We start from the raw sequence: 21,033 nt of genomic DNA on the forward strand, positions 1-21,033 counted from the left end.
GGCAGAAGCGTCTGTGAGCGGAGAGTCAGACGGCGGCCTTGGGGTGGCCTTGCGTGGGCGCGAGAGAATGGACGGTGGCCATCGAGCCGTAGGCACCGAACCGTACGAGGAGGACCAGACATGGCGGAGCCCACGCCGCGTCGGAACGAACCGCGGCTACGCCCCGCGCACCTGCTCTTCGAGCCGGTCGCAGCGGTCGCCGACCCGGAGCACTTCTTCGGCCTGGAGTCGATGGACGACCCCGGGGCGCTGCTGGCGCGCGCGACCGAGCTGACCCAGGCGTTCCGCGTGGCCACCGACCGGGCGGTGGAGTTCCAGGCCATGGCCGCCGCCCAGCTCGCCGATCCGCGCCGCTTCGACCGGCTGACCCCGGCCGACATCGCCGCGCGGGCCGAGTGGACCGAGGACTACGCGAAGAAGATGGTCGAGTTCGGCCGGGACCTGCTGAAGGGCAGCGAGGACGCGGAGCCGGCGGAGCCCGTCTAGCGGCTCTCGGCATATGCCAGACGGGTGCCAGGCGGGCAAGATACCTCTTCCGCTCCGCCCCGTCCCGGTTTTCCGCAACTCACCGCGAGCACCGACTCACCGTAGGTATCAATTCCCTATGAGCCGCACACCGCACGAGACGCCCCTGCACGGCCCCGGCGACCGCTCCGACACCGCCGGGGTCACCTCCGACGGAGCCGCCTGGCTCGCCTCGGCAGGAACGTATCCGCGGAGCACGCTCGCCTTCTGGGGAGAGCGGCCGGACGCCCCGGTCGTACTGCCCTGCGGCGCCGTGTTCGACGTGGTGAACACCCCGGCGGTGTTCGGCCGCCGCATGCTGGACCGGCTGTGGGAGGAGGGGCCGGGCTCCGGTCCGGTCGCGGTGCTCCGGGGCCGGATGCTCCTGTTCGCCGCCCCCGGCACCGCCGCCCGGCTGCCGTCGCTGCTGGACTGGGAGGAGTGGGGCGGCCGCGGCCAGGCCGTACCGCCGCTGCTGTGCCACGGCACCGGAGACGCGGTGACCGTCCCGGCGCTGTACGGCGACGACCGGTCCCCCGCCCCGTCCGGCACGCGCTGGCTGGTCGCCCCGGACACCCGGCACCCCTGGCTCCCGGGACCGGAAATCCTGCTCTGGGCCGCGGTACGGGCGGCCCGCTCGGCCGTACGGATATCGATTTTTCCTCCCGCCGATCAGGATGCTAAGGTCTACGACGTCAGCAGGCGCCGCTAGCTCAGTTGGTTAGAGCAGCTGACTCTTAATCAGCGGGTCCGGGGTTCGAGTCCCTGGCGGCGCACGCGAAGTAGACCGGAAGGCCAAGCTCCTGTGAGCTTGGCCTTCCGTGTTTTCGACCCCGTCAGCCGTGGATCAGGCGGGCTCCCCCGGAGTGATCTTCACGTTCCACGCGCCGGACGGCGTCCGCCCCTCCACGTCGACCCGCACCCCGTCCCCCGGGACCGTGAAGCTCTCACCGAGGGCGACGGGAGCGTCGGCGAGCGGCGGGTAGACGGAGTTCTCCCAGCACGCCTCGGTGCGCGGGTGGGCGTCGATCACCTCGATCGGGCCGCCGCCGGAGGCCGTCTCGTCGCGGACCCGGTAGACGAGGACACCCTCCCGGCAGGCCGCACTGTCGTTGCCGGACGTGCCCCGCGCCTCGAAGGCGAGCACGGTGTCGGGTCCGGTGCGCACCACCGCCAGCTTGGTGCCGTCGCCGAGCCCGAAGGCCGGCGCTCCCGCGGCGCCCTGCCCCGGCGCCCCCGGCCCGGCGGACAGCGGCTCCAGGGTCAGCCGGGCCGGACCGGCCCCCCGTACGCACACCACCTGGCGCGGATCCAGCCATCCGAGCTTCCACTTGTGCCAGGCGAGGAAGTCCGGGGAGAGCCCGAACTGGCTGCCCATCAGATCCCAGTCGCCGACGTAGGTGTCCCAGTCGCCCTTGCCGTCCACCGGGCGGCGGTAGAGGTCGGGGAGGTCGAAGACATGCCCGGTCTCATGGGCGAGAACCAGCCGGTCCGGCGGATGCTTCTCGAAGACGGTGACGACCCGGCGGACGTCCGTGCCGTCGGCGTGCACCGGGACGTCCATGTTGACCACCTTCGTGGCGTCGGAGTCGACCCCGGGCGCGTCCGGGTCGGCCACGAAGTACACGACGTCGTAGCGCGAGAAGTCCACCTCGGGGTCGGCCACCGCGAACGCGTCCCGCAGGTAGGAGGCCCGCAGCAGCAGGCTCCAGTCGCGCTTCATGCCGTAGGCGACCGAGGTCCTGGGCATCCGCAGCCAGTGCGTCAGCGGGTGCGGCCGGATGGTGAACTTCCCGTAGGAGGCCTGCTCGAAGTAGCGGCTGGTGGCCGGGAAGTGATCGGCGGCCAGCTCCGCGGGGGTGGTGTGCGGGGGCGCGTCCGGGAAGGAGAGGAAGATCATCACGGCCGAGAGCGGGCGGGTGGGGCGGGTGTAGGCCGCGTTCCAGGTGTCGACACCCTCGGAGTGGTGTGCGCCGGTGCGGTGCAGGGCGCACGGGGCCGTGGAGAACGGCTCGGCGACCGACGGTCCGGTCAGGACGGTCGTTGCGACGAGCGCCGACATCGTGGTGAACACGGCGGCGGTGCTGCGCAGCAGGAGACGCGGCACGGATGGACCTCCGGGGCGGTTCGCGGGACACCGCCACCCAGCCTGTGTGATTTTGTCACCATATGACCCGTTTATCTGCACCAGAAGGGTGAGAAACCCGAACGGCCGACACCCCGAAAAACTCACGGAACGTCACAAGTGACCAGACGACTCAAGAACCCGTCCAGGTGCGGGCAGAAACGATCTGTCAGAACCGGTGCTTCATCGTGGACACTGGACAGTGGCTGGAAGGCCCTCGGGCCAGCCTCTATGATCGGCACACTTTCCTGCACGGACAGAGATCGAGTGCACTGCGGGAGCGAGCGGTGAGCGGAACGTCCGAAGGGCCGACGCCCGCGGCAGACCTCGACCGGTCCGCCGTCACAGAGAGTGACAACGTTTGTCGGAAGTCGTACAGCGAGACGACCGGCCCGAAAGCAGGCGGGACAACAGGGACAGCCACGTCGACCAGGACGACGGAGACGGCGGACGGGACACCGGATCCGAAGACGTACGAGCACGTCTTCACGGCCGCCGCGCTGCCGATGGCCGTCGTCGACCGCGAGGGCCTGGTCAGCACCGCCAACTCGGCGTTCGGCACCCTGATCGGCGCCGACCCGGCCGGCCTGACCGGGCGCATCGCCGCGGATCTGGTGGACCTGGCCTCCGACGCCCGTACCTGGCACGCCTATCGCGAGGTACTGCGCGGCCGGCAGGCCAAGCTGCGCTGTGCCCGCCGGATCAAGCATCCCGACGGGTACTCGCTCTGGGTCCAGGTCACCGTCTCACCGCTGGCGAAGGACACCCCGGGGGTGCTGATGTCGGTCTCCGACATCAGCGCCCGCCGCGAACTCCAGGCCCGGCTCAGGCACTTGCAGATGCACGACCCGGTGACCCGGCTGCCCAACCGGACGTTGTTCTTCGAGCGCCTCTCGGCCGCGCTGGAGGCGGAGTCCTACGAACAGAGCGGTACCGGCCGAATCGGCCTGTGCTACCTGGACCTTGACGGTTTCAAGGCGGTCAACGACACCCTCGGCCACCGGGTCGGCGACCGCCTGCTGGCCGCCGTCGCCGAACGGCTGACCCGGATCGCCGACGACGCCGGCTTCGCGCGGGCCGGGGTCCCGCTGGTGGCCCGGCTGGGCGGCGACGAGTTCGCCCTGCTGGTCGAGGACTCGACGGGCACGGAGCAGCTGGCCGATCTGGCCGAATCGGCGCTGGCGGCTCTCCAGGCACCGTTCGACCTGGCCGGCCAGCGGCTCTCGCTGTCCGCCTCGATCGGGGTGGTGGAGCGTCACGCGGCGGGCACGACGGCCACCGGCCTGATGCAGGCCGCCGACACGACCCTCTACTGGGCGAAGGCCGACGGCAAGTCCCGCTGGACGCTCTTCGACCCGGAGCGCAACGCCCACCTGGTCACCCGGCAGGCGCTCTCCTCCACCCTCCGCCCGGCCATCGAACGCGGCGAGTTCGTGCTCGAGTACCAGCCGCTGGTGGGCATGGAGGACGGGCGGCTGAGCGGAGTCGAAGCCCTCGTCCGGTGGAATCATCCGGAGTTCGGCACGCTGACGCCGAATCGGTTCATCGGACTGGCGGAGGAGGACGGCTCGATCGTCCCGCTCGGCCGCTGGGCCCTGACCACCGCCTGCCGGCAGGCCCGCCGGTGGCAGCTGGACCACCCGGGCGAGCCGCCGATCTTCGTGAGCGTGAACGTGGCCGTGCGCCAGGTCTGGGATTCCGACCTGGTCGCGGACGTGGCGGAGACCCTCGCCGAGACCGGTCTGGCGCCGCATCTGCTCCAGCTGGAGCTGACGGAGTCGGCGGTGATGGGCTCGGCCGGCCGGCCGCTGCAGGCCCTTCAGTCCCTCAGCGACATGGGCGTCCGCATCGCCATCGACGACTTCGGCACCGGCTACTCCAACCTCGCCTACCTCAGCCGGCTCCCGGTGTCGGTCCTCAAGCTGGACGGATCCTTCGTCCGGGGCTTCCAGTACGACGACCCGGGCGACCGCCCGAACCCCGCCGACGAGGTCGTGGTGGAGGCGATGATCCAGCTGGCCCACCGGCTCGGCCTGACCGTCACCGCGGAGTGCGTCGAGACCTCGGCGCAGGCCTCGCGGCTGCGGCACATCGGCTGCGACACCGGACAGGGGTGGCTGTACTCCCGGCCGGTGACGCCGGATCGTATCTCCGAGCTGCTGGGCACCCGGACCTACGCGGAGACCCCGGTCGGCAAACCGTAGGCGTCGGCGATCAGCTCGTAGGAGCGCAGCCGCAGGTCGCCGCGGTGGGCGTGCGTGGTGAGCATCAGCTCGTCTGCGCCGGTGCGCTTCTGCAGGTCGTCGAGACCGGCGCGCACCTCGTCGGCGGTGCCGTGCACGATGTTGGCGGTCCAGGAGTGCACGAACTCCTCCTCCATCGGGGAGAACTCGTGCTTCTCCACGTCGTCCGGGTCCGGGAACAGACCGGGCCGCCCGGTGCGCAGCCGCAGCATGTTCACCGCGCCGGCCCGCACCTGGCGCCGGGCCTCGCGCTCCTCGTCCACGGCGAGCGCGGAGACACCGATGAGGGCGTAGGGCTCGTCCAGGACGGCGGACGGGCTGAAGGACTCGCGGTAGAGGTCCAGGGCCGGGATGGTGTTCTGCGCGGAGAAGTGGTGGGCGAAGGCGAACGGGAGCCCGAGCATGCCGGCGAGCCGGGCGCTGAAGCCGGAGGAGCCGAGCAGCCAGACCACCGGCCGGTGCGGGGACTGCACACCGCCGGGGCTGGTGCTCTGGACGGGGCCCGGGATCGCGTGGATACGGCGGTAGGGGTGGCCTTCGGGGAAGTCGTCGTCCAGGAACCGGGTGAGTTCGGCGAGCTGCTGCGGGAAGTCGTCGGCGCCCTCGTTGAGGGTCTGGGTCCGGCGCAGGGCGGCCGCGGTGGCGCCGTCCGTGCCCGGCGCCCGGCCGAGACCCAGGTCGACCCGCCCCGGGGCCATCGCCTCCAGCGTGCCGAACTGCTCGGCGATGACGAGCGGCGCGTGGTTGGGCAGCATGACACCGCCCGAACCCAGCCGGATGCGCTCCGTGTGCGCGGCCAGGTGCGCGAGGATGACCGCGGGCGAGGAGGAGGCCACGCCCGGCATGGAGTGGTGCTCGGCGACCCAGTACCGGTGGAAACCACGCGCCTCGGCGAGCCGCGAGAGCTGCACGCCGGTGCGCAGGGCGTCGGTGGCGGTACTGCCGGTGCCGACGGTCACCAGATCCAGTACGGAGAGGGGGACGGGGGCGGTCCCGTGGGCGGTGCCCCGGATCTCGTCTGCCGACACGGTGGAGCCTCCTGTTGACGACCTTGAGCTGTCTGGAGGGCGGTAACAGGAGGATGGCTCCGTTTATTCCCCGCAGCGACGCACTCCCGTCAGGCCTGGACGATCGGCTGACGGGTGAAGAGGGCCCCGAGCGCCGGTTCGTTCACCCGGCGGTCGGCCAGCCGCAGCCCCTCCCACACGGTCACCTGGTTCGCCGTGAGCACCGGCTTGGACAGCGCCTTCTCCAGGAGGGGAAGATGCGCCGCCGTGTGCAGGGCGGTGTCCGGGAGGAGTACCGCCTCCGCGCCGGAGTCGTCCGCGGTCCGCGCCAGCGTGAGCACCTCCTCCTCCCCCCACGTGCCGACCTCCGCCGCCGTGACGATCCCCGACGAGCGGACCCCGGTGACCTCCAGGCCTCCGGCCCGCAGGAAGTCCGCGAAGAGCAGGGCCACGTCCTCCGGGTAGGTCGCGCCGACCGCCACCCGCCGTACCCCGAGCTCGCGCGCCGCGTGCACGAACGCGAAGGACGTGGACGACGCGGGCATCCCGGCCGACCGGGCGAGGTCACGGATCTGCTGGTGGGCGCCCTCCCAGCCGTACACGAAGCTGCCGCTGGTGCACGCCCACACCACCGCGTCCGCGCCCGCGAGCCGCAGTTCGTCCACCCCGGCCGCCAGCCGCTGCGCCGATCCCATCTCACGCAGCGCGTCCACCCGGTGCGCGTCCTCGCCGATGTCGGTGTGGACGACGTCCAGCCGGATGTCGCTGCCGAGGAGCTGCTCGATGCGCGGGTAGTCGTCCTCCGCGGAGTGTCCCGGATAGAGGATTCCGAGCGCTGTCATGTCCACCCTTCCTGCTGTTCTTCCGGCAGTACGGGCCACTCCCGGGGCGCCGAACCGTCCGGATGACGGACCAGCGTCTGATAGGGCCCAACGGCTCGGGTACCCAGCCTGCGCAGCGCCGCCCACATCGTGACCTGGTTGGCCGACAGAACGGGCACGCGCAGCTCCGCCTCCAGCTGGGGGATGACGTCGTAGGTGGGCAGGTTGGTGCAGGAGATGAACAGGGCGTCGGCGGCCCCGGGCCGTACCGCCTGCCGGGCCATGGCGACCACGTCCCGGTACGGCACCTGCCAGATGTGCCGGGTCAGCCCCATGAACGCGCAGCCGGCGACCTGGACGCCCGCCTCGGCGACGTACTCCTCCAGTACCCGCGTCACCGAGACGGTGTACGGCGTGACCAGCGCGAGCCGCCGTACGCCCAGCTCGGTGAGCGCGTCGAGCAGCGCCCCCGAGGTGGTGAGCGCGGGCACCGCGCCGGACCGGGTCATCGCCTCGCACATCGCGCGCTCCCCGGCGATCCCGCCGACGAAGCTGCCGGAGGTGCAGGCGTAGGCGATCACCTCGGGCGCGACGGCGGTCAGCGCGCGCACCGCCTCCCCGAGCGTCTCGTGCTCGCTGACCAGCCGGGCCAGGTCGAGGCTGACCTCGACCGGCACGAACGGCGTCCTGGTCAGGTGCAGGGACACGTCGTCGGGCACCCAGCGCCACAGCTCGCGGTCCAGGGCGAAGTCGAAAGGCGCCACGACTCCGACACCGCGCTGGGGACGGGGTCCGCCCAGAAAGGAGACGTCCATGGGAAGTCACCGGCCTCACGGGAAGTAGAGGGGCAACGGTCGATGGTCACGCCCGTGTTGACGAAGGTAGGTTCGGGTGCGAGCGTGGTCAATCCGTGCATCTCAGACGCTCGATCCGCCCATGTCAGACGCTGCCGGACGCCGGGAGACCGCCCCGAATGACGCCGCCCGTCCCCACTCTGCTGGTCCTCGACGCCGACCCGCCCCCACGGCTCGGCCGGCTCACCGGCCGTGCCCGGATCGTGCACACGGACGCGGCGGGCCTGGCGGGCCGGCTGCCCACGGCCGATGCCCTGCTCGTCTGGGACTTCACCTCGCACGCCGTCCGTGAGGCCTGGCCGGGCGAGGGGCCGCGGCCGCGCTGGGTGCACACCGCCAGCGCCGGCGTCGACCATCTGATGTGCCCCGAACTGGCCGCGTCCGAGACGGTCGTGACCAACGCGCGCGGGGTCTTCGACCGGCCCATCGCCGAGTACGTGGCCGCGCTGGTCCTCGCGATCGCCAAGGACCTGCCGGCATCCCTCGGCCTCCAGCGGGAGCGGACCTGGCGGCACCGCGAGGCCCGCCGGGTCGCCGGCACGCGCGCGTGCGTGGTCGGCTCCGGCCCGATCGGCCGGGCCGTCGTCCGCACCCTCAAGGCGCTCGACATCACCACCGCGCTGGTCGGGCGTGTCCCGCGCACCGGCATCCACGGCCCCGACGACCTGGACCGGCTGATGTCCCGCGCGGACTGGGTGATCGCCGCAGCGCCGCTGACCGAGCAGACCTTCGGCATGTTCGACGCGCACCGCTTCGGCGTGATGCAGCCCTCGGCCTCGTTCATCAACGTCGGCCGCGGCCAACTGGTCGACGAGGACGCGCTCGTGACGGCGCTGACCAGGCGCTGGATCGCCGCCGCGGCCCTGGACGTCTTCACCACCGAGCCGCTTCCCGCCGACAGCCCGCTGTGGGACGTGCCCGGCCTCATCGTCTCGCCGCACATGAGCGGGGACACCGTCGGCTGGCGGGACGAACTGGGCACTCAGTTCCTGGAGTTGTACGAGCGGTGGGCGGCGGGCAGGTCTCTGGTGAACGTGGTCGACAAGAAGCGCGGTTACGTGCCCGGTCACTGACCCTCGGGAGGGTGGTGCCCCTCATGCAGCTCACCGATCTCACCGCCCGGCAGCTCCTCGACGGCTACCGCGCGGGCGACTTCGGCCCGCAGGAGGCCACCCGGGCGGTCCTGGAGCGGGCGGCCCGGATCCAGCCGGAGGTCAACGCCTTCGTCCGCCTCACCGAGGAGGACGCCCTGGCACAGGCGGCGGAGTCGGCGCGGCGCTGGCGGCGGGGCGAGCCGAAGGGCCTGCTCGACGGCGTCCCGGTGACGGTCAAGGACATCCTGCTGATGCGCGGCCATCCGACCCTGCGCGGTTCCAGGACCGTCGCGGCGGCGGGGAGTTGGGACGAGGACGCACCCTCGGTGGCCCGGCTGCGCGAACACGGCGCGGTGTTCGTCGGCAAGACCACCACCCCCGAGTTCGGCTGGAAGGGTGTGACCGACTCCCCGCTCTGCGGCGTCACCCGCAACCCGTACGACCCCTCGCGCACCGCCGGCGGATCGAGCGGGGGCAGCGCGGCGGCGATCGCCCTGGGCGCCGGCCCCCTGTCCCTGGGCACGGACGGCGGCGGCAGCGTGCGCATCCCGGCGGCCTTCTGCGGAGTCTTCGCCCTGAAACCGACGTACGGCCGCGTGCCGCTCTACCCCGCGAGCGCCTTCGGCACGCTGTCCCACGTGGGGCCGATGACCCGGGACGCGGCCGACGCGGCCCTGCTGCTGGACGTGATCGCTGCGCCGGACGCCCGGGACTGGTCGGCGTCGGGCCCCGCCCCGGGTTCCTTCACGGCGGGGATCGACGGGGGCGTGCGCGGACTGCGGGTGGCGTTCTCACCGACGCTGGGCGGTCAGGTGGCGGTCCGTCCGGGGGTCGCGTCGGCGGTCCGCCGGGCGGTGACGGGGCTGGCCGGGCTGGGTGCGTACGTCGAGGAGACCGACCCGGACTTCAGCGACCCCGTGGAGGCGTTCCACGCCCTGTGGTTCGCGGGGGCGGCCCGGGTGACCCAGCGTCTCTCCCCCGCGCAGCGTGAGTCGCTCGATCCCGGGCTGCGGGAGATCTGCGGCCAGGGGGCCGGGCTGAGCGCGCTGGAGTACCTGGCGGCGGTGGACGTCCGGATGGACCTGGGCCGCCGGATGGGTCTCTTCCACGAACGGTACGACCTGCTGGTGACGCCGACGCTGCCGATCACGGCGTTCGAGGCGGGGGCGGAGGTGCCGAAGGACTCCGGGTTCCGGCGCTGGACGGGGTGGACGCCGTTCACGTACCCCTTCAACCTGACCCAGCAGCCGGCCGCGACCGTACCCGTGGGGGTGGACGGCGACGGGCTGCCGGTGGGGCTGCAACTGGTGGCCGCCCGGCACCGGGACGACCTGGTCCTGCGGGCGGCCCACGCGCTGTACGAGGCGGGTGTCGCGCCGGTGCCGCCGGACCACGCCGTCGCGGTCTGACGCGGCGCGCGGTCACGCCCTGCGGAAGGCCAGGGTCTCCCCCGCCGCCCCCGTCCGCCACAGGTCGTTGCAGGCCTCGGCGAGTTCCGGCAGGCCCGCCACCACCTCACCCCAGACGATCCCCGGCACCCAGCCCACATCGCCGTTGATCAGCAGGTTGTTGCGTTCGTAGAAGAGGGCCAGGTCGACGACCGTGCTGCCGGGGCGCACCTCGCGGTCGTAGCCGTAGGCCTTCGTGCCCAACTCCGCGCCAGCGAAGGAGAAGTAGCAGAGATCGCCGGGAACGGGGGTGACGGTCGGGTTCTCCAGGGGCGGCTCCGTCACGGCGAACGGCGGGAAAAGAGCGTAGATCTCGTTGCGGGCGTACTTCGCGTGGTAGACGTCGCCGGCGAGCGGCAGGGCCTCCCAGACGGCGGCACAGGTCACCGGGGCCCGGTCGTCCAGCAGCCGGGCAGTGGCACGGACCTCGCGGGTGACCAGCGAGACTTCGATGAATCGATCGGCCATGCCCTCCATGATGCATAACTCGATTGGCCCCGGGTAGCCGCGCCGCCATGGCTCCACCACTTGGGAACGAGACGGACACATCTGGGTATGAATCCAGACAAACCAGGCGCACGGTGCTCGCGGGTGCCGCCGCCATCGGCGCACTCGCCGCGGCCGGCTGCACCAGGGTCGCCACCGCGGCCGGCACCGACGGCGGTGACCTGCTGCAACGGCTGCGCGCCCAGGGTGTCGTACGGCTCGGAATCGCCGGTGAGATCCCCTTCGGGTACATCGACAAGGACGGGCATCTCACCGGTGAGGCACCGGAACTGGCAAAGGTGATCTTCAAGCGGCTCGGGGTCGGCACGGTGCAGCCGGTGCCGACCGAGTTCGGTTCGCTGATCCCGGGGCTGAACTCGCAGCAGTTCGACGTCGTGGCCGCCGGGATGTACGTCAACCCGGAGCGCTGCGAGCAGGTGATCTTCGCCGATCCCGACTACCAGATGCTCGACTCGTTCATCGTGCGCAAGGGGAACCCCAAGGGGCTGCACGACTACAAGGACGTCGTCGCCAAGAAGGCGAGGTTCGCCACCGGGACCGGGTACGCGGAGATCCAGTACGCGGTCGAGGCGGGGTACAAGGAGAGCGACATCCTGATCGTGCCGGACCAGGTCGCCGGGCTGAACGCGGTCGAGGCCAGGCGCGTGGACGTCTTCGCCGGGACCGCGCTCACCACCCGCGAGGTGGTCAAGAAGTCCGCCAAGGCCGAGTCGACCAAGCCCTTCACGCCGCTGGTCGACGGCAAACCGCACGTGGACGGCGGCGCCTTCGCCTTCCGGTCGGCCGAGACGAAGCTGCGGGACGCCTTCAACGGGGAACTGCGCAAGCTCAAGAAGAGCGGCGAACTGTTCCGCATCCTGCGGCCGTTCGGCTTCACCGAGGCCGAGATGACCGACCTCACGGCCAAGCAGCTGTGCGGGGGAGGGAAGAACGGATGACCTCGGGACTCTGGGAGCTGGTGCTCAAGGGCGTCTGGACCACCGTTCAACTCCTCCTGCTGAGCGCGCTGTTGATGACGGCGGTGGCCTTCGTGGTGGGCGTGGCGCGGACGAACCGCCTGTGGATCGTCCGGTTCCTCGCCGGCCTGTACACCGAGGTGTTCCGTGGCACCTCGGCGCTGGTGATGATCTTCTGGGTGTTCTTCGTGCTGCCGGTCGCCTTCGGCTGGCAGCTGGTGCCGCTGTGGGCGGGCACCCTCGCGCTCGGGCTGACCTACGGCGCGTACGGCTCGGAGATCGTGCGCGGGGCGCTGAAGGCGGTCGACCCGGCGCAGCAGGAGGGCGGGATCGCGCTCAGCTTCACGCCCTGGCAGCGGCTGCGGCTGATCCTGCTGCCGCAGGCGGTGCCGGAGATGATCCCCTCCTTCTGCAACCTGCTGGTCGAACTGCTCAAGGGCACCGCGCTGGTGTCCGTCACCGGCATGGGCGACCTGGCGTTCAGCGGGAACCTGGTGCGCCTGGCACTGCAGGAGAGCGCGCACGTCTACACGTACCTGCTGCTGATCTACTTCGTGATCGCGTTCGTCATCACCCGGCTGATGCGCGGCCTGGAGAAGCGGCTGAAGGCCGGGATAGGCAAGGACCCGGGCAGCGAACAGAGCGCACGTGAGGTCAGGCGTGCGCAGACGACCGGGGTCGGTGGTGTCGCGTGAAGTGGGACTGGAGTGCCGTCAGCGAGTTCATGCCGCACTTCTGGGACGGCCTGCTGGTCACCCTGGAGGCGCTGGTCCTCGGCTCGCTGATCTCGTTCTCGCTGGGGCTGGTGTGGACGCTGCTGATGCGCACCCCGGCCAGGTGGGTGCGCTGGCCGGTGGGCGTGGTGACCGAGTTCGTCCGCAACACCCCCCTGCTGGTGCAGCTGTTCTTCCTGTTCTACGTGCTGCCCGAGTGGGGGGTGACGTTCTCGGCGCTGACCACCGGCGTCTTCGCGATCGGCCTCCACTACTCGACGTACACCATGCAGGTCTACCGGGCCGGTATCGAGGCCGTGCCGGCCGGCCAGTGGGAGGCGGCGACGGCGCTGAACCTGCCGGCGCGGCGGACCTGGACGGTGGTGATCCTGCCGCAGGCGCTGCGCCGGGTCGTGCCGCCGCTCGGCAACTACGTGATCTCGATGCTCAAGGACACGCCGATCCTGATGTCGATCACCGTGCTGGAGATGCTCGGGCAGGCGCGGCTCTTCTCCCAGCAGCACTTCCAGTTCACCGAGCCGGTGACGGTGATCGGCGTCGCCTTCATCGTCATCTCCTACCTCGCCTCACTTCTCCTGCGCACCCTGGAGCGTCGCCTTGTCCGTTGAGACCAGCAAGCAGCCGAGTACCACCGATACGACGTCCGCCGAGCTGATCCGCATCGAGGGGGTGACCAAGCGGTTCGGGGACAACACCGTCCTCGACGGGCTCGACCTGTCCGTGCAGGCGGGCCGGCACGTCACCCTGATCGGGCCCTCCGGCTCCGGCAAGACCACGATCCTGCGGATGCTGATGACCCTCACCAAGCCGGACGCGGGCACCATCACCGTCGACGGGCAGCGGCTCTTCCCGGCGTCGGAGAAGGAGCTGCGGGAGGTCCGCAAGCAGATCGGGATGGTCTTCCAGCAGTTCAACCTGTTCCCGAACATGACCGTGCTGCGCAACCTCACCGAGGCCCCGGTGACCGTGCTCGGCCTCTCGAAGGACGAGGCGGCGGAGCGCGCCCGGGAGCTGCTCGACCTGGTGGGCCTCGCCGACAAGGCCGACGAGCGGCCGACCCGGCTCTCCGGCGGCCAGCAGCAGCGGGTGGCGATCGCCCGGGCCCTGGCCATGCGTCCGAAGGTGCTGCTCCTCGACGAGGTGACCTCGGCGCTCGACCCGGAGCTGGTCGCGGGCGTCCTCGATCTGCTCAGGGACATCGCCCGCACCACCGACATCACCATGCTCTGCGTGACCCATGAGATGAACTTCGCCCGGGACATCTCCGACCAGGTCCTGATGTTCGACGCGGGCCGGATCATCGAGGCGGGTCCGCCGGAGCGGATCTTCAGCGAGCCCGAGCAGGAGCGGACCCGGGAGTTCCTCAGCGCGGTGCTGTAAGCGTCGCACCATGAACCGTCGTAAAGGATTCCCGGCACGGTGCCGTGATTACAGGAAGCGAACGCTCGATCACCCGAGGTCCGGCGCTCAGCGCATTCCACTGACATATGCCAGCAGACCTTCGCCGCAGATGGGAGGGCCGCAATCTCGTCAACCCCCCCTCCGTTTCGGGCTTCCGGCCGTTATCGTGGAGAGGATCCGCTGTCCGGACCACGGCCCAAGCAGTGCTGCCGGAGCAGCATCGCCGAGCGAGCGCAGGGGGACTCACCGTGGCGCTGAAGCGCGAGCCGACCGCCCCGTACCACTCCGCCCAGGACGCGCTGCGCGTCCTGGAGACGGTGGCGGGGCAGGCCGACGGCGTCACCGACACCGAGCTGGCCGGCCGCACCGGCCTCGACCCCGAGCGGCTGACGGCGCTGCTGCGCATGCTGCGCCGCGAGGGCTACGTGGAGCAGGTCACCGACGGCGCCTACGTCACCGGTGAGACCCTGCGCCGGCTGGGTTCCGCGCACGACCGGGAGCACGCGCTCGGCGAGCGGCTCCAGCTGACCCTGGACCGGCTGCGCGACTCGGTCGGCGCGGCGGTCTACCTCAGCCGGTACGTCGACGGCGAGGTGCGGATCGGCCCGTACGCGGCCGGGCCGGGCACCCCCGCGGTCAACGAGTGGGTGGACTTCCGCTCCTCCGCACACGCCACCGCGATCGGCAAGAGCCTGCTCACCCAGCTCGACCACAACGGCCGCCGCGACCACCTGTCCCGGCACAAGATGGCCCGCCTCACCTCGCGCACCATCACCAGCGACAAGCTGCTGCTCTCCCGGCTGGCGGCCCAGCCGCCGACCGTGCCGGTCCTGGACCTCCAGGAGTACGCGATCGGCACGGTGTGCGCGGCGGTGCCGATCACCGCCGGTTCGTCGGTGGGCTGCCTGGCCCTGTCCCTGCCGCTCGAGCACGCGCACCGGCTCCGGCAGGCCGCCGAGGCCCTCAACCGCGGCGCCGCCCCGCTGCTGATCTCCCTCGCCATCTGAGCCGACGGCTTCCCTCCGGGGCTGGTCGGAAGCACCCCCGCGGAGCAGGTAGTATTTTCCTCGTCGCCAACCGCGAGACGCAGATCGAACGGTTCGGCGGGAGTCATGCGCCGCTAGCTCAGTTGGTTAGAGCAGCTGACTCTTAATCAGCGGGTCCGGGGTTCGAGTCCCTGGCGGCGCACGATGACGAGGGCGACCCTCCTCCGCGGAAACGCGGACGAGGGTCGCCCTCTCTGTCATTGCGCGGCTGCACCGCGCGCGGTGGGGGCTCCGCCACCCACCCCCTCCTCCGGCGGGTCCCTCGGCGAGACGAGTGGCCCTTCGGCGTCCTCGGCGGTCAGTCTGCGGTAGGTCCGCTCGCCCGGCGGCCGCCACCACACGGGGTCGGCGCAGCGCACCCCCTCCCGCCGCAGCACAGCCCGCTGGATCTTGTTGGTCGCCGTCACCGGCATCCGCTCCACCACCCGCACGAACCGGGGCGCCATCTTCGTCCCCAGGTCGGGCTGGGCCAGCAGGAACTCGGCGAAGTCCAGGGGCTCGAACCGCCCGGCGACGGTCGCCATCACCTGGTCCCCGGTCACCGGGTCCGGCACCCCGTACACGGCGACGGCGTCCGCGCCCTCGTACCGCGCCACGATGTTCTCGATCATCGCGGCAGCCAGGTTCTCCCCGTCCACCCGGATCCGGTCGTCGGTACGCCCCGCGAAGTACAGATAGCCGTCCCCGTCCCGGTAGAACAGGTCCCCGGTCCAGTACCAGCCCGCCCGCCGCCGCTCGGCGTCCGCCTCCGGGTTGCGCCAGTACCCCTCGAAGGGGTTCGGCGCCCGGTTCACCAGCTCCCCTATCGCCCGCTCCCCGTTGAGCAGCCGGCCCCCGGAGTCGAAGGCCGCGGCCGGACACTCCTCTCCCGTCTCCTGGTCGAGGACGACGAGACCGGGGGCCGCCCGCCCCACCGCCCCGGCGGGTGTCCCCGGCGACCACTGGATCGCGGCCCCGCCCTCGGACGACCCGTACCCCTCGACCAGCCGTACCCCGAACCGCTCCTCGAAGGCGGCCGCGTCCACCGCCCCGGCCTCCGTGCCGAAACCGAGCCGCAGCGGATTGTCCCGGTCGTGGTCGCGCGGCCCGGTGGCGAGGATGTACTGCACCGCACGGCCGACATAGGTGAAGTAGGTCGCCCGGTAGCGCCGTACGTCGGAGAGGAATCCCGACGCCGAGAACCGCCGCCGTAAGGCCACCCCGGCGCCCGCGGTCAGCGCGGGCGCCCAGTCGGCGATCACGGCGTTGCCGTGGAACATCGGCATGCAGACGTAGTGCACGTCGTCGGGCCCGACCCCGAACTGTCCGGCGAGCGACCGTCCGGCCGCCGCGAGCCTGCCCTGCGAGCAGAGGGCGGCCTTGGGGGCACCGGTGGAGCCGGAGGTGAAGTAGAGCAGGATCCGGTCGCCGGGGGTGGCCCGCGAGGCGTCCGGGAAGGCGCCGAGGTAGGGCGCGAGCAGCGTGCCGTACGCCGGGTCGTCGGTGACGAGGAGACGGACACCGGGCAGTTCGAGCCCGTCGAGCAGCGGGAGATGGGCCCGCTCGGTCACCAGCACCGGGCACTCGGTGTGCCGGATGTCCCGCGCGAGCTCCGCGCCCCGCCGGGTCGGGTTGACGCCGGCGACGGCCGCCCCGGCGAGCGCGGCGGCCCCCAGCCAGAGCGGGAACTCCGGGGTGTTGTCCAGCAGCACGCCCACATGGGGCACGGTGCCGGCCGGCAGCAGGTCCCGCAGCAGCGCCGCACGGGCGGCGGCACCGCCGGCCACCTCGTGATGCGTCAGCATCTGCTCCTCGAACCACAGCCCGGGCCGGTGGTCACCCCACCGGGCGGCGACTGCTTCAGCGATCGTGCCCCTGCCGGAGTCCATGGAGACGCAGAATAATTGACACTCCGTCAGATATCGAGACGTTCACGGAGTCCAGTCCGCGCCCCCCGGCACCGGGTCCGGAGCCGTCTGGTCCGCCGAGAAGGCGATGTGCACCCCGATCATGAAGGCCACCGCGATCCCGATGAACACCAGGAGGAACACCACCAGGCAGCCGGTGCCCACGGCCAGCTTCCCCGGCGCGGGCGAGTGTGCCGTCGCCCTCTCCGGCATCTCCGGCAGGTAGTACACCGTCACGAAGTCGCCCTCGACGACGGTCGAGCGCACACCCGCCTCGTCGATGCGGACGGGACGCCCCTCGGCCGTGCGGAATTCGAGCACGTGATGCAGGGTGGTGCTCACCGGCGTCTCCCCGCCGCCGCTGGTCGTCGTGTACGTCCGCAGACAGCGCGCCTCGGCCGTGCGGCCGTGCCGCCACGTCCGGCTGATCCGGCGCGACCGCTGCAGCGTCTTGACCATCCCGAAGACCCCGAGCAGGACGAAGATGCCGGGAATGACGTAGAAGAACGCTTGCAGCAGGCCCATGGCAGTCCCCCGGTTGCGAACACCGGTCCGACCGACCGGCGTGGCGGGAACGTACCCCTGTGACCTGCTGCAGGGCCTCAAGCGAAGCTCAGATCGGCCGGGTGTTACACAGTCGTCGAGCAGCGCCGGTCAGAACGTGACGTCGGAGCAGGCGTAGAACGCGTTGCCCGTGTCGGCGATCGTCCAGACCGCCAGGATCACGTGGTGACCGCTCAGCCCCGACGGCAGCGTGCCGCTGTGGCTGAGGGTGGCCGGCGGACGCTGGCCGTTGTAGGGGACGGTGAGGAACGGGGTGGTGTTGAGGTCCGACCGGGCGAGGGCGTGGTTCTGGTTCCAGCCCTGCTTGGTGACGTAGTACTTGAAGTCGGTCGTGGCGTGCATCGCGGTGAACTGCCAGCGGAAGGTGTACGACTGGCCGCCCGTCACCCTGGTCGTCGGCCAGGCCCCGCCCGCCGGGGTCTGGGGCGAGCTGAGCTGGGCGAACCTGCTCAGCCCGCCGTTGCAGAGCTGACCGTCGGCGGGACCGGCGGCCGGGAAGCCCTTGGGACCCTCGACGCTCTGCGGCTCCCACTGGATGTCGCCGCAGTTGGCCACGGTGCCGTTGGCGCAGAGCTTCTGCCTGCTGATGGGGAGGTCGGTGTAGCCGTGTCCGCTGGCACCGCCGGTGGAGAGCGCGAAGGCTCCGGCGGTCGCCGCGCCGAGCACCACGGCCGAGATCTTGGTCCGTTTACGCATGCTGCCGCTCCTGGAGAACGTGGGGGAGGTCCTGTGAGGCGTGCAGGTCTAGACCAAGTCCCAGATTATTGCCATCAGTTGACCGTGTCCATATCAAAGACGCATCCCTGTCCGTCAGGGTCCGGAGTCGGAGCGTCCCGAGCAGAACGCCACCGTCAGGTCCCGCACCAGCACCTTGCGCTCGTAGTCGTCGAGTTCGACCAGGCCGCGCATGGTCAGCCGGGTCACCGTGTCCTCGACCGAGTCCACGACGGAGGCGAGCATCCCGGCCCGCTGCTGGGCGTCGAGCGCGGCGATCCGGCGCCGGTGCATTGCCGCGGCGACCTCCGGGGCGTACTCCACCCGTACCGGCTGCACGGAGAACACCTCCAGGCCGATCCCGGCCGCGTCCCGCGCCACCAGCCGGGTCAGCGCGTCGGCTGCCATCTCCACCGAACCCCGCGTCCTGCCCGGCACCTCCACCGGCACCCGGGCCAGCGCCGCCTCCACGCACTCGCGCAGGTAGGTCTCGTGGTCGTCGAGGCCGAGCACCGCCCGCGCCGTGTCCCGCACCCGCCACACCACCAGGACGACGACCCGCAGCGCGACCCCGCTGCCGTCCGCCGCCGGCATCTCCTCACTGCGCCAGTGCCGCAGCCGGACGTCGACGCGGCGGCGCAGCAGCAGCGGGTTGACCCAGAGCAGGCCGGTGCGCCGCACCGTCCCCCGGTAGCGGCCGAACAGGCCCAGCACCCAGGCCCCTCCGGTCCTGCCGCGGGCCAGCCCGGCGAAGCCGAACATCCCGAGCGCGCCGGCGCCGGCGTACGCGGCCCACTGCGCCGGGCCGAGTCCGGCGCCCGCGTACGCCGGAAGGCGCAGTGCGTGCGCCGCGAGCGGGGGCAGCACTCCGGCCCACCAGGAGGTGGCGAGCCCGCCGGCCGTCCCCGCCAGCCCGGCGGCCACCCCGGCCGCGCCGGGCAGCACCCCGGCGGGACGCTCGACCAGTTCGGGGTCCACGGCGGCGACCGGCCGCGGCTTGGCCGGTGCCGGGCGGCGCAGCCGGGGCTGTTCGCCGGTCCCCTGCCGGCGGCCCACCACGGCGGGCCGCAGCGGCACCGACACCGGGTCCGGGTCGTCGCGGAACAGCAGGTGGACGGGGATCTCGGTGGTGGCCTCGTTCTGGATCAGCCGGGGGACGGGCCGGGCGAGCGGCCCGCCGTCCAGGGGGTCGTCCGATTCAGGGGTGTGTGCGGTCGTGGTACTCATGCCTGCCTCCAGCCTCCGCGCCAGATGCGTCACGTGATCGTTCGGATCGTTACAGGAACAGGCGGCGCCAGGTCTCCGGCCCCGGATAGCCGTCGGCCGCGCCGCCGCGCCAGCCCTGGGTGCGCTGGAACGCCTCCACGGCCCTGCGGTCCGCCTCGCCCCAGGCGGGTCCCGGGCCATCGGTGTAGAACCGGCCGAAGCCCTTCTCCACCAGCCGCCTGCCGAGCCGGGTGACGTGGTCGTTGGTGGCGCCCGGCCGGAAGTAGTTCTTGCCGGGGTAGCCCGGGACCCCGTGCGAGGCGGGGGTGGTCGTGCCGGTGATGGCGGGCTTGATGTTCTTGCCCTTGCCGGTGGCGAGGAGTTCCCAGGTGCGCGGTCCGGGCAGACCGTCGGCGTCGGCGCCGGTCCAGCCCTGGGCGGCCTGGAAGGCCCGGGTGGCCTGCTGGTCCGCGGCTCCCCACAGCGGACCCGGGCCCTTGGTGTAGTGGGCGCCGGCCCCGCGGGCGATCAGCAGCCGGCCGAGCAGGGTGACGTACTTGTTGTCGGCGCCGGGACCGAAGTAGGCCGCGCCCGGGTAGGGCACCGCCGTCTTGCCGGCCTCGGCGCCGGCCGTGCCCGGGTCCGTGGTCAGGCCCTTGTAGCGGTAGGGCACGTACTTGGCGGAGTTGCTCCAGTAGGCGTAGGGCGTGGACTGGCGGCGGGCGTTCGGAGGCGTCTGCTCGTACGCCGTGTAGGCGGTGTGCGTGTAGTCCGTCCAGCCGCCGAAGATCACGACGTGGGAGCCCTTCTCGGGGTTGTCCGGGTTGTGGAAGAGCAGGATGTCGCCGGGCTGCAGCTCCTCCTTGGTGATCTTCGTGCCGAACTGGTCGAGGCTGCCCGTCCACTCGTTCCCGGTCAGCCCCCAGGCCATCGAGACATAGCCGGAGCAGTCCTGCCGGTATCCGTCCGTCCAGTAGAGGGACATGCTGTACGGCACCTTGGCGGTGACCCAGACCTTGGCCCGGTTGATGATCTGCGTGCGGGTGGTGGGGGGTGTGGTGAGGGGGCCGCTGACGGGCTTGCCGCCGGGACCGTGCAGGGGGGACTTGGCGCCCTGCGGGGTGTCGGGCTCACCGTCCGCGGGGGTGGCGGACCGGTGAGGGGCGGGCGGAATGCTGTGGGCGGCGGCCGTCGGGGTGCTCGCGGCGAGGGCGGCGGACGCGGCGGCGGCCACGACCAGGACGCCCCGGGCGGCCGGATGCCCGCCGAAACGCCCGGGCAGCGGGTGCGGGCCGACCCGACGCCAGTGGGCGCATCCGGTGCATTCGCAGTCGCTGGCGGGGTCGAATTCCTCGAATACCGGGGCCGGCATGCGATTCCCCTCACACTTAGGGTTGATACGTCCGGGACTGTGCACATTAATCACTTTCCCAACTGACGCCCCGGTGCGCATGCTGACGGTCCGAATGATGTACGGCAGGGGGCGGACGGGGGTCCCCCCGGTGGCCGCAGGTCGGGAGCACCGCCCCCCGTCAGGTAGAGTTCTCGCTGTCAGCAGGCGCCGCTAGCTCAGTTGGTTAGAGCAGCTGACTCTTAATCAGCGGGTCCGGGGTTCGAGTCCCTGGCGGCGCACAGACACCCAGAAGGCCCTCCGCAGCAGCGGGGGGCCTTCTCGCGTACATCCCGTCGGTCCTGCGCGGCCACTTCGACACCAAGTGCATCGCCATGTCGACCAGCGACACGGTTGATCCACTATGTCAACTACCGACACGGTCGATCCACGCAATCGCCACAGATTACACAATGAGTGCCTATGATCAGTAAACACCGTGTTTCGCTCTTGCGATCATGCTTGGCGCCGTAGAAACCTGGATGTCCAAAGTGCCGATGATTCGCGGCACTTGGGGGGTAGATAACCGGTTG

General features: G+C 71.5%; 20 protein-coding genes and 3 tRNA genes. 13 read left to right on the top strand and 10 right to left on the bottom strand.

Annotated elements, in window-relative coordinates:
- The first annotated feature begins 120 nt into the window (after window positions 1–120).
- The 3 genes from ACFXI4_RS06585 (at window position 121) to ACFXI4_RS06595 (ending at window position 1,280) form a co-directional block, all read left to right on the top strand.
- A complete protein-coding gene (locus tag ACFXI4_RS06585; protein ID WP_362718518.1) occupies window positions 121–486 on the top strand; it encodes a hypothetical protein in 366 nt (121 codons plus the stop codon).
- Window positions 487–604: 118 nt separating this feature from the next.
- The gene (locus ACFXI4_RS06590; RefSeq protein WP_362718521.1) at window positions 605–1,216 is read left to right on the top strand and encodes a bifunctional DNA primase/polymerase; all 612 of its coding nucleotides are present in this window, start codon (window positions 605–607) and stop codon (window positions 1,214–1,216) included.
- Window positions 1,207–1,280 (top strand) — tRNA-Lys (locus ACFXI4_RS06595). The genes ACFXI4_RS06590 and ACFXI4_RS06595 overlap by 10 nt, the downstream gene beginning before the upstream one ends.
- Window positions 1,281–1,351: 71 nt before the next feature.
- Here ACFXI4_RS06595 and ACFXI4_RS06600 read toward each other — a convergent pair.
- Window positions 1,352–2,566: a M6 family metalloprotease domain-containing protein gene (locus ACFXI4_RS06600; protein WP_384988822.1), complete on the bottom strand. Its 1,215-nt coding sequence runs from the start codon at window positions 2,564–2,566 to the stop codon at window positions 1,352–1,354.
- 350 nt (window positions 2,567–2,916) lie between these two features.
- On the opposite strand from ACFXI4_RS06600, the gene ACFXI4_RS06605 reads away from it, so the two are divergent.
- Entirely contained in the window at window positions 2,917–4,833 is a 1,917-nt protein-coding gene (locus tag ACFXI4_RS06605) for a putative bifunctional diguanylate cyclase/phosphodiesterase (RefSeq protein ID WP_384988662.1), read from the top strand.
- Here the strand turns inward: ACFXI4_RS06605 and ACFXI4_RS06610 are convergent.
- The 3 genes from ACFXI4_RS06610 to ACFXI4_RS06620 all read right to left on the bottom strand — a co-directional run bounded on the left by ACFXI4_RS06610 (window position 4,803) and on the right by ACFXI4_RS06620 (window position 7,515).
- Window positions 4,803–5,900, bottom strand: coding sequence for an LLM class flavin-dependent oxidoreductase (locus ACFXI4_RS06610; RefSeq protein ID WP_384988663.1), 1,098 nt, complete (start codon window positions 5,898–5,900; stop codon window positions 4,803–4,805). The genes ACFXI4_RS06605 and ACFXI4_RS06610 overlap by 31 nt on opposite strands.
- An 89-nt stretch (window positions 5,901–5,989) precedes the next feature.
- Entirely contained in the window at window positions 5,990–6,721 is a 732-nt protein-coding gene (locus ACFXI4_RS06615) for an aspartate/glutamate racemase family protein (RefSeq protein ID WP_384988664.1), read from the bottom strand.
- Window positions 6,718–7,515: an aspartate/glutamate racemase family protein gene (locus ACFXI4_RS06620; RefSeq protein ID WP_362718531.1), complete on the bottom strand. Its 798-nt coding sequence runs from the start codon at window positions 7,513–7,515 to the stop codon at window positions 6,718–6,720. The genes ACFXI4_RS06615 and ACFXI4_RS06620 overlap by 4 nt, the downstream gene beginning before the upstream one ends.
- A gap of 158 nt (window positions 7,516–7,673) precedes the next feature.
- Here ACFXI4_RS06620 and ACFXI4_RS06625 point away from each other — a divergent pair, with 158 nt between their 5' ends.
- Window positions 7,674–8,627 carry a D-2-hydroxyacid dehydrogenase gene (locus ACFXI4_RS06625; protein WP_384988665.1) on the top strand — a complete coding sequence of 318 codons (954 nt, stop codon included), beginning with the start codon at window positions 7,674–7,676 and terminating at the stop codon, window positions 8,625–8,627.
- Window positions 8,628–8,650: 23 nt separating this feature from the next.
- Window positions 8,651–10,057, top strand: a complete 1,407-nt coding sequence (locus ACFXI4_RS06630) for an amidase (RefSeq protein WP_384988666.1) — start codon at window positions 8,651–8,653, stop codon at window positions 10,055–10,057.
- A gap of 12 nt (window positions 10,058–10,069) precedes the next feature.
- Here ACFXI4_RS06630 and ACFXI4_RS06635 read toward each other — a convergent pair whose 3' ends face one another.
- Window positions 10,070–10,564 carry a DUF3830 family protein gene (locus tag ACFXI4_RS06635; protein WP_384988667.1) on the bottom strand — a complete coding sequence of 165 codons (495 nt, stop codon included), beginning with the start codon at window positions 10,562–10,564 and terminating at the stop codon, window positions 10,070–10,072.
- Window positions 10,565–10,611: 47 nt separating this feature from the next.
- Here ACFXI4_RS06635 and ehuB point away from each other — a divergent pair, with 47 nt between their 5' ends.
- The 6 genes from ehuB to ACFXI4_RS06665 all read left to right on the top strand — a co-directional run bounded on the left by ehuB (window position 10,612) and on the right by ACFXI4_RS06665 (window position 14,882).
- Window positions 10,612–11,541: an ectoine/hydroxyectoine ABC transporter substrate-binding protein EhuB gene (gene ehuB, locus ACFXI4_RS06640; protein WP_384988668.1), complete on the top strand. Its 930-nt coding sequence runs from the start codon at window positions 10,612–10,614 to the stop codon at window positions 11,539–11,541.
- Window positions 11,538–12,254, top strand: a complete 717-nt coding sequence (ehuC, locus tag ACFXI4_RS06645) for an ectoine/hydroxyectoine ABC transporter permease subunit EhuC (protein WP_384988669.1) — start codon at window positions 11,538–11,540, stop codon at window positions 12,252–12,254. The genes ehuB and ehuC overlap by 4 nt, the downstream gene beginning before the upstream one ends.
- Window positions 12,251–12,901 (top strand): ectoine/hydroxyectoine ABC transporter permease subunit EhuD, encoded by a 651-nt coding sequence (ehuD, locus tag ACFXI4_RS06650; RefSeq protein ID WP_362716099.1) that lies wholly within the window; start codon window positions 12,251–12,253, stop codon window positions 12,899–12,901. The genes ehuC and ehuD overlap by 4 nt, the downstream gene beginning before the upstream one ends.
- Window positions 12,891–13,673, top strand: a complete 783-nt coding sequence (gene ehuA, locus ACFXI4_RS06655; RefSeq protein ID WP_384988670.1) for an ectoine/hydroxyectoine ABC transporter ATP-binding protein EhuA — start codon at window positions 12,891–12,893, stop codon at window positions 13,671–13,673. Before ehuD ends, ehuA begins: the two co-directional genes overlap by 11 nt.
- 269 nt (window positions 13,674–13,942) lie before the next feature.
- Window positions 13,943–14,701, top strand: coding sequence for an IclR family transcriptional regulator (locus ACFXI4_RS06660; protein WP_384988671.1), 759 nt, complete (start codon window positions 13,943–13,945; stop codon window positions 14,699–14,701).
- Window positions 14,702–14,808: 107 nt separating this feature from the next.
- Window positions 14,809–14,882 (top strand) — tRNA-Lys (locus ACFXI4_RS06665).
- A 55-nt stretch (window positions 14,883–14,937) separates the two neighbouring features.
- On the opposite strand, the gene ACFXI4_RS06670 is transcribed toward ACFXI4_RS06665, so the two are convergent.
- The 5 genes from ACFXI4_RS06670 to ACFXI4_RS06690 all read right to left on the bottom strand — a co-directional run bounded on the left by ACFXI4_RS06670 (window position 14,938) and on the right by ACFXI4_RS06690 (window position 20,482).
- Window positions 14,938–16,608 carry a long-chain-fatty-acid--CoA ligase gene (locus tag ACFXI4_RS06670; RefSeq protein WP_384988672.1) on the bottom strand — a complete coding sequence of 557 codons (1,671 nt, stop codon included), beginning with the start codon at window positions 16,606–16,608 and terminating at the stop codon, window positions 14,938–14,940.
- 42 nt (window positions 16,609–16,650) lie between these two features.
- Complete coding sequence (locus ACFXI4_RS06675; RefSeq protein WP_384988673.1) at window positions 16,651–17,151, bottom strand: DUF3592 domain-containing protein; 501 nt, start codon at window positions 17,149–17,151, stop codon at window positions 16,651–16,653.
- A 129-nt stretch (window positions 17,152–17,280) separates the two neighbouring features.
- Window positions 17,281–17,886: a lytic polysaccharide monooxygenase gene (locus tag ACFXI4_RS06680; protein ID WP_384988674.1), complete on the bottom strand. Its 606-nt coding sequence runs from the start codon at window positions 17,884–17,886 to the stop codon at window positions 17,281–17,283.
- A 114-nt stretch (window positions 17,887–18,000) separates the two neighbouring features.
- Window positions 18,001–19,131: an SPFH domain-containing protein gene (locus tag ACFXI4_RS06685; protein ID WP_384988675.1), complete on the bottom strand. Its 1,131-nt coding sequence runs from the start codon at window positions 19,129–19,131 to the stop codon at window positions 18,001–18,003.
- Window positions 19,132–19,180: 49 nt separating this feature from the next.
- Window positions 19,181–20,482, bottom strand: a complete 1,302-nt coding sequence (locus ACFXI4_RS06690; protein ID WP_384988676.1) for a peptidoglycan-binding protein — start codon at window positions 20,480–20,482, stop codon at window positions 19,181–19,183.
- Between the two features lie 186 nt (window positions 20,483–20,668).
- On the opposite strand from ACFXI4_RS06690, the gene ACFXI4_RS06695 reads away from it, so the two are divergent.
- Window positions 20,669–20,742, top strand: a tRNA-Lys gene (locus tag ACFXI4_RS06695).
- Window positions 20,743–21,033 lie beyond the last annotated feature (291 nt).

Source organism: Streptomyces sp. NPDC059224 (genome assembly GCF_042754285.1).
GTDB lineage: Bacteria > Actinomycetota > Actinomycetes > Streptomycetales > Streptomycetaceae > Streptomyces.